12 protein-coding genes are annotated in these 13,895 nt (G+C 60.1%); 7 read left to right on the forward strand and 5 right to left on the reverse strand.

Annotated elements, in window-relative coordinates; genetic code table 11:
• Nucleotides 1–38: 38 nt before the first annotated feature.
• A complete protein-coding gene (locus Q9290_RS08600; protein ID WP_306079235.1) occupies nucleotides 39–698 on the reverse strand; it encodes a carbonic anhydrase in 660 nt (219 codons plus the stop codon).
• Nucleotides 699–813: 115 nt separating this feature from the next.
• Here Q9290_RS08600 and cynR point away from each other — a divergent pair, with 115 nt between their 5' ends.
• The 6 genes from cynR (at nucleotide 814) to pdxR (ending at nucleotide 7,565) form a co-directional block, all read left to right on the forward strand.
• Nucleotides 814–1,704 (forward strand): transcriptional regulator CynR, encoded by an 891-nt coding sequence (gene cynR / locus Q9290_RS08605; RefSeq protein ID WP_306079236.1) that lies wholly within the window; start codon nucleotides 814–816, stop codon nucleotides 1,702–1,704.
• A gap of 157 nt (nucleotides 1,705–1,861) precedes the next feature.
• Nucleotides 1,862–2,914 carry a BMP family protein gene (locus Q9290_RS08610; RefSeq protein WP_306079237.1) on the forward strand — a complete coding sequence of 351 codons (1,053 nt, stop codon included), beginning with the start codon at nucleotides 1,862–1,864 and terminating at the stop codon, nucleotides 2,912–2,914.
• A 226-nt stretch (nucleotides 2,915–3,140) separates the two neighbouring features.
• Nucleotides 3,141–4,808, forward strand: coding sequence for an energy-dependent translational throttle protein EttA (gene ettA, locus Q9290_RS08615; RefSeq protein ID WP_306079238.1), 1,668 nt, complete (start codon nucleotides 3,141–3,143; stop codon nucleotides 4,806–4,808).
• 126 nt (nucleotides 4,809–4,934) lie between these two features.
• Complete coding sequence (locus tag Q9290_RS08620) at nucleotides 4,935–5,639, forward strand: AzlC family ABC transporter permease (protein ID WP_306079239.1); 705 nt, start codon at nucleotides 4,935–4,937, stop codon at nucleotides 5,637–5,639.
• Nucleotides 5,639–5,950, forward strand: a complete 312-nt coding sequence (locus Q9290_RS08625) for an AzlD family protein (protein WP_306079240.1) — start codon at nucleotides 5,639–5,641, stop codon at nucleotides 5,948–5,950. Before Q9290_RS08620 ends, Q9290_RS08625 begins: the two co-directional genes overlap by 1 nt.
• Nucleotides 5,951–6,083: 133 nt before the next feature.
• A complete protein-coding gene (pdxR, locus tag Q9290_RS08630; protein WP_306079241.1) occupies nucleotides 6,084–7,565 on the forward strand; it encodes a MocR-like pyridoxine biosynthesis transcription factor PdxR in 1,482 nt (493 codons plus the stop codon).
• On the opposite strand, the gene Q9290_RS08635 is transcribed toward pdxR, so the two are convergent.
• From Q9290_RS08635 to Q9290_RS08650, 4 genes are read right to left on the reverse strand one after another with little or no spacing between them, the layout of a single operon-like run.
• Nucleotides 7,562–8,329 carry an IclR family transcriptional regulator gene (locus tag Q9290_RS08635; protein ID WP_306079242.1) on the reverse strand — a complete coding sequence of 256 codons (768 nt, stop codon included), beginning with the start codon at nucleotides 8,327–8,329 and terminating at the stop codon, nucleotides 7,562–7,564. The genes pdxR and Q9290_RS08635 overlap by 4 nt on opposite strands.
• 43 nt (nucleotides 8,330–8,372) lie before the next feature.
• Nucleotides 8,373–8,798: a GlcG/HbpS family heme-binding protein gene (locus Q9290_RS08640; RefSeq protein WP_306079243.1), complete on the reverse strand. Its 426-nt coding sequence runs from the start codon at nucleotides 8,796–8,798 to the stop codon at nucleotides 8,373–8,375.
• A 52-nt stretch (nucleotides 8,799–8,850) separates the two neighbouring features.
• On the reverse strand, nucleotides 8,851–10,803 hold the full coding sequence (locus Q9290_RS08645; protein WP_306079244.1) for a TRAP transporter large permease: 1,953 nt from the start codon (nucleotides 10,801–10,803) through the stop codon (nucleotides 8,851–8,853).
• Between the two features lie 59 nt (nucleotides 10,804–10,862).
• Nucleotides 10,863–11,876: a TRAP transporter substrate-binding protein gene (locus Q9290_RS08650; protein WP_306079245.1), complete on the reverse strand. Its 1,014-nt coding sequence runs from the start codon at nucleotides 11,874–11,876 to the stop codon at nucleotides 10,863–10,865.
• Nucleotides 11,877–12,212: 336 nt separating this feature from the next.
• On the opposite strand from Q9290_RS08650, the gene Q9290_RS08655 reads away from it, so the two are divergent.
• A complete protein-coding gene (locus tag Q9290_RS08655) occupies nucleotides 12,213–13,835 on the forward strand; it encodes a GMC family oxidoreductase (protein ID WP_306079246.1) in 1,623 nt (540 codons plus the stop codon).
• Nucleotides 13,836–13,895 lie beyond the last annotated feature (60 nt).

Consider the following 13,895-nt stretch of genomic DNA (forward strand, 5'->3'; position numbering starts at 1 on the left):
TACCTCTTCAGGGTTGATGAATGGAACAAGGGAGGGCGTTACACCGCCGTGGCAAACTGCGCGGGCGTTGCGCAGACCTCGGTGTGCTCGGCCAGGGACACAAAGCTACGGCTGGCGCCGTCAAAGGCCTCAATGCGTCCCGATTCGATGTCGTACACCCAGCCGTGAAGGGCCAGCCGGCCTTCTTCCAGCGCCAGGCGTACCGAAGGGTGGGTTTGTATATTGGCCAGCTGGGCAATCACGTTTTCGCGGACCATCGACTCGATACGCGCCCGCTCGCTGGCATAATGACGGGCCTGGTTGACGATGCGGGCCGAGTCGGCATAGCGCAGCCAGCTGCCAACGGCGGGCATCTCGTCCATGCAGGCACAGGTGGCAATGGCCTTCATGGCACCACAATCCGAATGGCCGCAGATCACCACATCCGTTACCTGCAGGGCGGTGACGGCATATTCCACCGAGGCCGATACTCCGCCCGGCTCGGGCCCGTAAGAGGGCACGATGTTGCCGGCGTTGCGGATCACAAACAGACCACCGGGTTGATGCTGGGTCACCAGCTCGGGGACCAGACGACTGTCAGAGCAGGAAATAAACAGGGTGCGCGGACGCTGCTGATGCGCCAGCCCCCGGAACAGGTCTTCGTGTATCGGAAATACCTCTTCGCGGAACTTCAAAAAACCTTCGATGATCTCTTTCATGATTGGGCTCTCCGGACCACTCGCTAATCGATGAGGAGATGGTACGCCGCCCTTTTAATAAGGTGAAAGACCCATTTACAATTAAAGCAATAATTTAAACTTATAGGTAAACACCATGCTGTTGCGTCACCTTCGTTACTTTCTGGCCGTGGTCGAACACCGTAACTTCACCCGGGCAGCCTCGGCACTGCATGTGTCGCAGCCGGCGCTGTCCCAGCAAATCAAACAATTTGAAGAAAGCCTGGGCACCCGCCTGTTCGATCGTTCGGGGCGCAGCATTGCGCTGACCGATGCCGGTGACATCTATGCCGACTACGCCCGCCGGGTGCTGCGGGAGCTTGAAGAAGGCAAGCGGGCCATTCATGATGTGAGCGATCTCAGTCGCGGTACCCTGCGCATCGCCATTACCCCCACCTTTACGCCTTACCTGATTGGCCCATTGGTGCGTCGCTTCCACCAGCGTCATGCCAATATCAGGGTACAGATTGAAGAGATGTCGCAGGAACGCATGGAAGAGCGACTGCTCGATGACGACTTCGATCTGGGCATCGCCTTTGAAGAGGTGCACCACCCCGATATCGAATCCCGTTTCCTGCTGGAGGAGCGGCTGGCGCTGGTGATCAACCGAGAGCACCCACTCGCCGGACAGCAGCGTCTGGACGCCCAGATCCTGGGCTCGCTGTCGCTGGTACTGCTCAATGGCGAGTTTGCCACCCGCGAGCAAATCGATCGTTATTGCCGTCAGCACGACTTGCAGCCCAGGGTGATGATGGAAGCCAATTCGGTCAACGCGGTGATCGAAGTGGTCAGAAACACCCCGCTGGCGTCCTTGCTGCCCGCCCAGTTAACGCAGGAACGGGAAGATTTGGTGGCCCTGACGCTGACACCGGCAGAGCTGAAACGCACCGCCGTGCTGTTGCTGAGAAAGGGGGCTTATCAGAGCGCCGCCGCACGCGCTTTTATGACCCTGGCCGAGCCCATTTCGGCGCCGGAGCGGCCTTGTTGACTTATTCCCCACCCTGCCTTGTTCTCCCTTCGTTTTTGTGACGTCTCCCGCAACAAAAACAACAACCCGTTAACACCAATAAGACAAAAGTATAGGGTTGCCTCACCAATAAAGTTCACAACCCACAGCTGACGCAGAAACAATCAAGGAAGAAACCATGAACAGAATCGGACGTAACCTGCTGATCGCCGCCGGCCTGGCCCTCACTCCCCTGGCGCAGGCCATGGCTGCCGACACCGACATTGCCGTGCTGATCCCCGGCAAGCACGACGACGGCGGCTTTATGCAGGCCGCTCACCGTGGCTATGAAAAGATTCGCGATCAGCTGGATGTAAACGCCAGCTTTGTATCCAATATTTCCGCCACCTCGGATCCGGTGCTGCTCACCGACGCCATGCGCGAGCTGGCCAAGAAAGGCCCGGACATGATCATCGCCCACGGAGGCCAGTGCAACGGCCCGGCCGAGACCGTGAGCCGAGAATTCCCCGACATCAAGTTTGTGGTCATTCAGGGCCATGTGCAGGGGCCCAACCTGTCGAGCTATGTGGTGCGCCAGGAAGACTCCGCCTGGCTGGCCGGTGCGCTGGCGGGCCTGACCACCGAATCGGATGTGGTGGGCCATATTTCCGGTGCCTGGCCCAAGCCGGGCCTGATTGGCCGCGCCGCCTTTTATGACGGCCTGATGCACGTCAACCCCGACGCCAAATACCTGACCTGGTTCACCGGTGATCTGGACAACACCGGCATCAATGCCGACGCGGCCGCCGCCGAGATTGAACAGGGTGTTGACGTTATCTACACCATGCTCAACGGCGGTCGCCAGGGCGTGATTGACGAGATCAAGAAGCACAATGGCGACGTACGCCATATCGGTAATGTGTCCGACTGGACCCAGGTGGACGACACTTTCGTGGGCTCGGCAGTGGCCGATGCCAGCGTGGCCATTTTGAACGCCGCCCAGGATTTCACCAATGGCGAATGGCAGCCCAACCAGATTACCGAAATCGGCCTGGGTCAGGGCGAGGTGGTCAAGCTGACCCTGGCGGACGACGTGTCCCCCGAGGTACGCGCCAAACTGGATGAACTGGCCCAGCAGCTGATTAACGGCGACATCGTCATGAAAACCACCTATGAGGGCAAGGAATTCCACCCCGCCACCGGCGACTTTGTGGATCAGTCCTTCAAGGAAACCCTGAAGACCAAATCCTGATAGAAAAACCCCGCTCATCGAGCGGGGTTTTAGGTCAGACACACCGCAATGCGAAGCACCAGCACGGCTGCCTGTACTTTTTCACCCCACTCGCCACTGGCATTCCCCGCCCAGCCAAGTACCATATAGCGCCATGGCCCTGCGTTGGCCGCAGGCGTTAGGCATTCCCTAGCAAAGCCTGCCAATATGGCCTGTCAACTCACTGATTTATCAGGACAATATAGAAATGGCTCAATTTGTTTACACCATGCACCGCGTGGGCAAGGTGGTTCCGCCCAAGCGTCATATTCTGAAAAATATCTCCCTGTCGTTTTTCCCCGGCGCCAAAATTGGTGTTCTGGGTCTGAACGGCGCGGGTAAGTCCACCCTGCTGCGCATCATGGCCGGCATCGACACCGAGATTGAAGGTGAAGCCCGCGCCCAGCCCGGCATCAAGATCGGCTACCTGCCTCAGGAGCCCCAGCTCAACCCCGAGCACACCGTGCGCCAGGAAGTAGAAGAAGGCGTAGCCGAAGTGGCCGGCGCCCTCAAGGAGCTGGACGAGGTCTACACCGCCTACGCCGACCCGGATGCCGACTTCGACAAGCTGGCCAAGCGCCAGGGCGAGCTGGAAGCCATTATTCAGGCCCACGACGGCCACAACCTCGACAACCAGCTTGAGCGCGCTGCCGACGCCCTGCGCCTGCCGCCCTGGGATGCCGTTGTAGGCAAGCTGTCCGGTGGTGAGCGCCGCCGAGTGGCCATGTGCAAGCTGCTGCTGGAAAAGCCCGACATGCTGCTGCTTGACGAACCCACCAACCACCTGGACGCCGAGTCCGTGGCCTGGCTGGAGCGCTTCCTGCACGACTACGAAGGCACCGTCGTGGCCATTACCCACGACCGTTACTTCCTCGACAACGTCGCCGGCTGGATCCTGGAGCTGGACCGGGGCGAAGGCATTCCCTGGGAAGGCAACTACTCTTCCTGGCTGGAGCAAAAGGATCAGCGTCTGGCCCAGGAGCAATCCTCCGAAGCCGCCCGCCAGAAGTCCATTCAAAAGGAACTGGAGTGGGTGCGTCAGAACCCGAAAGGTCGTCAGGCCAAGTCCAAGGCCCGTATGGCCCGCTTTGAAGAGCTGCAGACCCAGGATTACCAGAAGCGCAACGAGACCAACGAGCTGTTCATTCCGCCCGGTCCGCGCCTGGGTGACAAGGTGGTGGACGTTGAGAATCTGACCAAGTCCTACGGCGACCGTGTGCTGATCGACGATCTGTCATTCAGCATTCCCAAGGGCGCCATTGTCGGCATTATCGGCCCCAACGGTGCCGGTAAGTCCACCCTGTTCCGCATGCTCACCGGTGCCGAGCAGCCGGACTCCGGCAACATCACCCTTGGGGACACAGTGCAGCTGGCCTCGGTGGAGCAGTTCCGCGACGCCATGGACAACAACAAGACCGTATGGGAAGAAGTGTCCGGCGGCCTCGACATGATGCGCATCGGCAACCTGGAGATCCCCAGCCGGGCTTATCTCGGCCGGTTCAACTTCAAGGGCACCGACCAGCAAAAGCGGGTTGGCGAGCTGTCTGGTGGTGAGCGCGGCCGTCTGCATATGGCCAAGCTGCTGCAGACCGGCGGCAACGTGCTGCTGCTCGACGAACCCACCAACGACCTGGACGTGGAAACCCTGCGCGCCCTGGAAAACGCCCTGCTGGAATTCCCCGGCTGCGCCATGGTGATCTCTCACGACCGCTGGTTCCTCGACCGTATCGCCACCCATATCCTCGACTACCAGGATGAGGGCAAGGTGGAATTCTTCGAAGGCAACTTCACCGAATACGAAGACTGGAAGAAGAAAACCTACGGCGCCGAGGCCATTCAGCCTCACCGCATCAAGTACAAGCGCATCGCCAAGTAAGGCTTGCCGCTAGTGCCGACAAAGGCCCGCCCCGTGCGGGCCTTTTGGTATCTGTGATCCTTCGCCTCGCCCTTGCCGCTCCCTATGATATGCTGTCGGTTTTACGTCTTCACACGCGGAATACCTATGGACACCCATGCGGCCCAGGCACGGCTGGACCGGCAGGACACCTGGCAGGGCTTCAAGCAGTTGCTGCCGCTTTCCTTTTTTGTGGCCGCCTTTGGCCTGGCCTTTGGTCTGGCGGCACACCAGACCGGTCTCAGCGACGGCCACATTGTGCTGATGAGCGCCACCGTGTTTGCCGGCACCTCCCAGTTCGCCGCCCTCGACATCTGGGGCCTGCAGGTGCCCGTGGTGCCACTGGCGATCACCACCTTTGCCATTAATGCCCGCCACCTGCTGATGGGGGCCACTCTGTACCCCTGGCTGCGCCACCTGCCCCCGGCCAAACGCTACGGCATTATGCTGTTTGCTTCAGACGCCAACTGGGCCCTGGCCATGCAGCACTTTCACAAGGGCGAGCGGGCGCTGGGCATTTTGTTTGGCGGCGGCATGGCGATCTGGGGCTTCTGGATGGTCGGCACCTTTCTCGGCATTCGCTTTGGCAGCGCCATTGAGGATCCGGTCAGCATTGGCCTCGACATGGTGCTGGGCTGCTTTCTGCTGGCCATGGCCCTGGGTGCCCGCAAGGATATGCGTACCCTGGCCATTTGGGTGGTGGCCGGCATGAGCTCCATGGCCGCCTACTGGTGGCTGCCGGAAAACAGTCATGTGGTGGTAGGGGCGCTGGCCGGCGGCACCCTTGGCGCCATCTGGATGGAGAAGCACTGATGATGCTCGAAACCGCCGGTCACGGCACTCTGCTGATTATCGCCATCATGGCGGTGGTCACCCTGTTCACCCGCCTGGGTGGGGTGCTGGTGATGTCGTTTATTCCCATCAACCGCCGGGTACAGAACTTTATCAGCGCCATGTCGGGCTCTGTGCTGATCGCCATTCTTACTCCCCAGGCAATAAATGGTGACGGCGGCGCCCGGGCCGCCCTGCTGGCCACCGGCCTGGTAATGCTGGTGCTGAAAAAGCCCCTGCCCGCCATCGCCGCCGGCGTACTCACCGCCGCCCTGTGGCGACAAATGCTTTAAAACATATACAGTATCCCCCTTGCGATCACATAAAAATCGAAACAATATGTCTCATATTATTTCGTTTTTAGCTGTACTGTAGCAGGCCGGTCATCACTGGCCCGATTTATCGATAGCAAGGGAGAGCACCACCATGCCCGCATTGTTTCACCTGGACAGAAGCGCTCCGGCCACCCTGCAGCGGCAGGTAAGGGAGCAGCTGGTCAGCTCCATTCTGGGCGGCTTTCTGCCCACCGACAAGCCCCTGCCTTCCTGCCGCAACCTGGCCAAAAATCTGAATGTGTCCCGCAATACCGTGGTATTGGTGTACGACAGTCTGGTGGCCGATGGTTATCTTATCTCCCGTGAGCGACATGGTTATTTCGTCAACCCCCACTTTCAGGCCGAGCCGGCGAGCCCTGCCAGTCCCGGCAGCACCGCCAGGCCGGGAGCAAGCCTGGACTGGACCAGCAGGCTGAAGTCCCGGCCGGGCCAGCAGCCCAATGCCAGTCTGTCTCACAACTGGCAGCATTACCGCTATCCCTTTGTCTACAGTCAGCTCGACAACAGTCTGTTCCCGGTACAGCACTGGCGCCGGTGCTGGCGCGATGCCGTGAGCGTGCAGGCCATTCGGGACTGGGGCTCGGATCGCTATGACAGCGACGACCCCATGCTGATCGAGCAACTGCAAAAACGCATTCTGCCCAGCCGGGGCATACAGGCAAATAATGATGAGATCCTGATCACCGTCGGCTCCCAGCAGGCGCTTTATCTGCTGGCCCAACTGCTGCTGGACGACCAGTCCTGTTTCGGTATCGAGGATCCCGGATACCCCAGTGCCGCCCATATCGCCCGCCTGTTCGGCGCCCGGGTGCAGAGCCTGGCGGTGGACGAGCAGGGGCTGGTAGTGGACGACCGCCTGTCCGGTTGCGACGCCATCTACCTGACGCCCAGCCACCAGTGTCCAACCACGGTTACCCTGCCACTGGTACGCCGGCAGGCATTGCTCGAGCAGGCCGAACAGCACGATTTTCTGCTGATTGAAGACGATTACGAAATGGAGATGAATTTTGACAGTCATCCGACCCCGGCGCTGAAAAGCCTGGATGACAAGGGCCGGGTGCTCTATGTGGGCAGCCTGTCAAAAACCCTGGCGCCCGGCCTGCGCATGGGCTTTCTGGTGGCACCGGCGCCGGTCATTCAGGAGGCCCGCAACCTGCGCCAGCTGATGCTGCGCCACCCGCCCCTCAACAACCAGCGGGCCGTGGCCCTGTTTCTGTCGCTCGGCTATCACGACACCCTGATGCGCAAACTGGCCCGGGAGTTTGAACAGCGGGCCCGTTGCCTGGCCGAGGCCCTGCAGCAGCACCTGCCGGACTGCCAGGTGTCATCGATCGGCGGCTCGTCCTGCTGGCTGACCCTGCCTCCCGGGCTGGATGGCGCCGCCCTGAAGCGACTAGCGGCGGAGCAAGATCTGCTGATCATCAGCGGCGACAGCTACCACATTGGTGAAGGCCTGCCAACCAACACCCTCAAGCTCGGTTTCTCGGCCATACCGCTGGAGCGCATCGAGCCGGGCATTCGGCTGCTGGCCGAGTTGAAAAATAAGCTGAAGAACAGGCTGAGTCACCCTTAAAGGTCGATCACCTTTTCCAGTTGCAGGGCCGCCTGGCGCAGGGCCGGCGCCCACTCCATCAGGCTAGACAGCGGCTTGCGAATGGTGGGGGCATGCACTGCCACCGCCGCCCGCACCTGGCCCACCTCGTTGTAAATGGGCACCGCCAGCGCCACCATGCCTTCGATCAGTTCTTCGTTATCGGTGCTCAGGGCCTGGGCGGCAATGGTGTCCAGCTCCTGCTCCAGCCGCTCCCGGTCGGTAATGGTCCGGGCAGTGTGGGCCTTCAGGGACAGTCCCGACAACAGTGCCTTGCGCTGATGCACCGGCATCATGGCCAGAAACAGCTTGCCGCTGGCGGTGCAGTGCAGCGGCATGCGTGAGCCCGGATGCAGCTGAATGCGTACCGGCCAGTTGGTTTCCACCCGTTCGAAATACACCAGCTCATGGCCATCCAGCAGGGTCAGGTTGCAGGTTTCCCCCAGCTCGTCCGCCAGCCGCTGCAACACCGCTCGGCGGGCGGCCCCCACGCTGCGGTGGGCCAGCGTGTTCAGGGCCATGCGCCGCAGCCGGGGACCCGGCGCCAGATAACGGCCATCCGGCTCCTTTTGTAGCAGGCCTTCCTGCTCCAGCTGACCGATAATGCGGTGTATGGTGGGTTTGGGCACATCGAGCCGCTGGCACAGCTCGGCGGCCGTCACGCCCCTCTCCTCTGCAAGAACTTCCTCCAGCAGGGCAAAGGCACGAAGCAGGGTTGAATTGGTGGCACTGGCGGCGGTGCTCATAGGCTCTCCTCTATCCTTGAGCAGGCATCTTATCATAGGGAAATCAGGATGCTACGCCGCTTCCCTGCAAGTCCATGTTCAGGCCGTCGAGCCAGCGCCGGCACAGCTGCTCATCCTCGTCCAAGGTGCGGCCACTGATCCCCAGGCCGGCCAAAAGGTTACCGGCCCGCTGCAGCGGCCAGCCTCCTGGCAGGGAGGTCAGCCCCGCATCCTGAAAATCCGCCAGAGTCAGCTTTTCCTGCTCCAGCCGCTCACGAAAGGCCCGGGTCGGCTGGCCCATTCTGACTGCGGTATAGGCTTTGGCGGTGGCAATGGCCACCAGCCGGGGCGGCGCCCCGGCCATGCGATAGAGATATACCAGGCTGCCGCTGTCATCCACCACCGTCAGGCACACCGGCGACCCGGGTTCACTTTCAAGCCGGGTCGCCAGCCGCTCGCCAGCCCTCACCGCATCGTATAATGACGCCATCATGCGCTCCTTGATCACAAAAGGGGCCCGAAGGCCCCTGAATACCGGGTTTTTACAGCAACAACAGGGAAAGAGATGGCACATAGGTGATCAGTAGCAGCACCGCTATCATCACCAGCAGATAGGGCCATACCCGACTGGCCAGCCCTCCGATGCTCACCTTGGCGAGACCACTGGCCACAAACAAGTTGACCCCCACTGGCGGAGTGATAAAGCCGATGGCCAGGTTCATCACCATCATTACCCCAAAGTGCACCGGGTGTACGCCCACGGCGGTGACCAGGGGCAGCAGAATGGGCGTCAAGATCACGATGGCCGCCAGCGCTTCCATAAAGATGCCGATCCACAGCAGGAAGAGGTTGATCATGATGAGGATCGCCCACTTGTTGCTGGTGATGGACAGGATCAGATCGGCGATGGTTTCGGGGATCTGCTCTATGGTCATGATATTACCGAAGATTGTGGCCATGGCCATCAGCACGATAATAATGGAGGAAATACCCACCGCTTCCTGACTGGCATGCCACAGGCTGGCCAGAGAGAGCTCCTTGTGAATAAAGAGCCCCACCAGCAGGCCGTAAAAGGCCGCCACCGCCGCCGCCTCGGTCGGCGTCATGATGCCGCCATAAATCCCACCCAGCACGATCACCGGCACCATCAGCGCCCACTTGGCCTGCCAGGTGCAAACCAGCAGGGTTTTCAGGGAGCGCTCGCGCACCTCACCGTACCAGCCATGCTTTTTGGAGATCAGGAAGGCCACCAGCATCAGCGCGCCGCCCATAATCAAGCCGGGAATAATACCGGCGATAAACAGTTCACCGATGGACACCTGGGCCGAGACGCCATAGACCACAAAGGGGTTGCTGGGCGGAATAATCACTCCGATAGCCCCAGCGCAGGCCACCACAGTGGCAGCAAAATACTTGTCGTAGCCCCGGGCCACCATGGCCGGTATGGTAATGGAGCCGATGGCCGCCACCGTGGCCGGGCCCGAGCCGCTGATGGCGGCAAAGAAAATACAGGTCATGATGCTGGCCAGCGCCATGCCCCCGGGCAGGGCTCCAACCAGTTCGTCGCCCAGCGCCAGCAAGCGGCTGGACAGGCCACCCGCGCCCATAAAGACGCCGGCGGCGATAAAGAAGGGAATGGCCATAATGGGAAAAGAGTCGATGGAAGAAAAGGCGATTTGCGCCAGATAATCCACCGGCAGGGTGCCCGCCCCCAGCACGGTGACCAGACCGGCCAGCCCCAGGGCAAAGGCGATGGGCACACCCAGCAGCAGAAACAGTACAAAGTAGCCAAACAGCAGGCCAGTGGCGCTCCATTCGTCCGACAGCATGACCGGCAAGAACAACGCAGCCGCCAGAGCCAGGCCCAGCAGCACATGGGTAAAGGGCATGGCGCGTCCCTGACGCCACAGCGACTGCAGGGTGCGCAGCACCATCAGGCCAAAGCCGATGGGCAGGATCAGGTAGGGCAAGTAGTAGCCGATCTGCAGCGCCGGGGTGGTCTGGGGCATCAGCAGCTGCATTTTCACATAATCCGCCCCCATCACCGCAAACATTGTTACCAATACCAGAGTGCAGGCATCAATGGCAATCCACAGCACGGCCTGAGCCCGCTCGGGCAGACGGTTATGCAACACGTCCACCCGTATGCCACTGCGGGTCAGAATGGACAGCGATACCGCCAGGTAGGAGATCCAGATAAAGATGTAGCGGGCCAGCTCTTCGGTCCAGACGCCCCAACCAGCGGTATTGCGCAGGCTCTGGCGCAGGGCATCCGGGTCAATCCAGCCTGCCACCGCCTGGGCAAAGCCAGGGGTCGCCACTAGCTCAAGCAGGGTCGAGAGAGTGTAACGAAAGAAGGTCTGATAGTTGATGATCAGTATCATCGCCAGCAGACCGATAAACAGCAAGGGTTTTTCCAGGCTATGAAACAGCCGGGTCAGTTGCAGACACGGCCGTTTGTGCGCCAGGGCACCGTCCAGCTTCAGGGTATCCATAGGTGGCTCCGGAATCGGGTTGGCTACAGCCCGGGACTACCCGGGCTGAAGGAAAAAACTCAGCTCTGGGTGTCCTGTACCAGCTTCACCAGCTCGTCGGGCAGGCGCTCGGCAAACTGATTAAACACAGGCCGGGTCAGCTCCTTGAAACGGGCCATGTCCTCTTCGGTAGTTTCATGAATGGTGACACCGGCGGCCAGCATGCTTTCCCGCGCTTTCTGTTGATCGGCGGGGTAGGCCACGGTACGCTGATATTCCAGTGCCTCGGTGGACGCCTCTTCCAGCAGGGCCCTAGCCTCGTTCGTCAGACTGTCCCACCATTTCTTGTTGGCCATGGCCACCTGCATGCCGTAGTTGTGGGCCGAGGTAATGGCGTATTGCAGATTTTCGTGGTGTTTGGCCCCCACCATCAAATCAAAGGTGTTACCCTCGGCATCGATGGTGCCCTGTTGCAGGGCGGTATACACCTCACCCCAGGAAATGGGAGACGGGTTGGCGCCCAGCGCCTTCGTCACCGCCACGTCCACCGGCGAGTCGGTGGTGCGCATCTTGAGCCCGGCCAGGGAATCGGGCCCGGTCAGCGGACGCTCCTTCGACACAAAGTTGCGATAGCCATATTCGGCATACATCAGCGGCTGCAGGCCGATGTCGTTGGCCGCCTGCTCCAGGTAGGCATGCAGCGGCTGACCCTTGTCGAGGGCGCGGTACAGCTGCTCCTGCTTGTCTGGGCTGGTGATATAGGGCAGATCAAAGACCTGAAAGACGGGGGTAAAACTGGCCAGATTGGGAGTGGAGCTGACTCCCACCTCCAGGGTGCCGCGCTGGGCTCCTTCGATCATCACCCGATCGCTGCCCAGAATGGAGCCCGGAAACACCTTGACCCGAATGCGACCATCGGACTTTTCCTTCACCAGCTCAGCAAATTTCTTGTATGCCGCCGTTATATGACTGCCCGGGGGGGCCGGATGCGCCAGCTTGAACTGAACCTTGGGGCCCTGATACTCGGCGGCGGCCTGACCGCTGAACAGCATGGCCAGCACGGCGGATGATACGACACCTGATATGCACTTCATAAATGACTTCTCCCTGTCTCACTGTTGATCAATGTTAAAAAATGGTTACCGTCAATCCAACAAGTGGAACTATAAAAACCGAACAGTGAAGATGTCAATAAAACGATCAATAAAATCGATACAAAAAGTATCATTTAAATAAATTTAATTGTTTTTCAAAATCTTAAAATAGAAGCGCCAGCATCATCAGCACCAATCTTTTCCTTTCAGGGTACTCTTACTGCAAAAAGCACCGGATCTCAGTCTCAAAATCACAACAAAAACCCAACAAAAAACTTGCCAAATGCGTCGACTTAATTATTTTGATACAAAATGTCTCATTTTCATGGAGTGATTATGTCTTTATACCAGGATAAGGTGTTCGGCGAGTTTGACTATGTCGTGGTGGGCGCCGGCTCCGCCGGTTGTGTGCTGGCCAACCGGCTCAGCGAGGATCCCGCCGTTAGCGTGCTGTTACTGGAAGCGGGTGGCAGGGATGTGAACCCCTGGATCCATGTACCGGTAGGCTACTTCAAGACCATGCACAACCCGGCCACCGACTGGTGCTATGTGACGGATCCGGATCAGGGCATCGCCGGTCGTCAGCTGCAGTGGCCCCGAGGCAAGGTCCTGGGCGGGTCCAGCTCCCTCAACGGCCTGCTTTATATTCGTGGCCAGCATCAGGACTACGACGACTGGGCCGCCCTCGGCAACGAAGGCTGGAGTTTTAATGAAGTGCTGCCTTATTTCAAAAAGTCCGAGTGTCAGTCCAGGGGCCCGGACGCCTACCACGGCGTGAACGGACCGCTCAAGGTGTCCGATTTGCGGCTGCGCCGGGAAATTGCCGATCGCTTTATCGAGGCGGCCCGGCAAACCGGCATTCCCGCCAACCCGGACTGCAATGGCGAGCGCCAGGAAGGAGTGGGCTATTTTCAGCAGACCGCCCACAAGGGCCTGCGCTGCAGCAGTGCCAAGGCCTTTTTGCGACCGGCGCTCAGGCGTCCCAACCTTACCCTGCTCACCCGAGCCCATACCCGGCGCATTCTGCTGGAAGGCAAGCAGGCCACCGGTATCGAGTTTGAACACAAGGGTAAGCGGCTGCTGGCCCGGGCCACCCGGGAAGTTGTGCTGAGCGCCGGCGCCATTGGCTCACCGCAAATTCTGCAATGCTCCGGCATTGGCGATCCCGAACACCTGGCCTCGGTGGGCGTTAAATGCCAGCACGCCCTGCCCGGCGTGGGCGAAAATCTGCAGGATCACCTGCAGATCCGCCTGGTGTTCAAAACCAGCTGCCGCACCCTGAACGACGAGGTGAACAACCTGCTGAAAAAAATGGGCGTTGGCATACAGTATGCGCTGTCCCGCACCGGCCCCCTAACCCTGGCCGCCAGCCAAGTCTACGTGTTTACTCAATCACGAGACGGAATGGGCAGGCCTGACATCCAGTTCCACATGCAGCCGCTGAGTGCGGACAAACCCGGTGACGGAGTGCATCCATTCTCGGCCTTCACCGCCTCGGTATGTCAGCTACGTCCCTACAGCCGGGGCCGGATCCGTATTCGCAGCGCCGATCCGTATCAGTACCCCTCCATTCAGCCCAACTACCTGTCTGCCGAAGAAGACTGCCGGGTGGCGGTGGATGCCATCAAGGTGGCCCGGCGCATTGCCGAAGCCGAGGCCCTGAAACCGGTGATCACCGACGAACATGTGCCTGGTCGCCAGTACCAGAGTGACGAGGAACTGCTGAAGGCGGCCCGGCGTTTCAGCCAGACCATTTACCATCCCACCAGTACCTGCAAAATGGGACAGGACGAGATGGCGGTGGTCGACAGCCGGCTGCGCGTGCATGGCATCGAGGGGCTGAGGGTGGCCGACGCCTCCATCATGCCGGTGATCGTGTCCGGCAACACCAATGCCCCCTCCATCATGATCGGAGAAAAGGCCGCCGACATGATCAAGGAAGATCAAGGCCACGGCTGAACGAAAGCATGGAGACACAAAAAAGCCCGCTTGATGCGGGCTTCTTGGCATTAACGACGT

Origin of the sequence: Oceanimonas aquatica, from assembly GCF_030732065.1 — a bacterium.
GTDB lineage: Bacteria > Pseudomonadota > Gammaproteobacteria > Enterobacterales > Aeromonadaceae > Oceanimonas.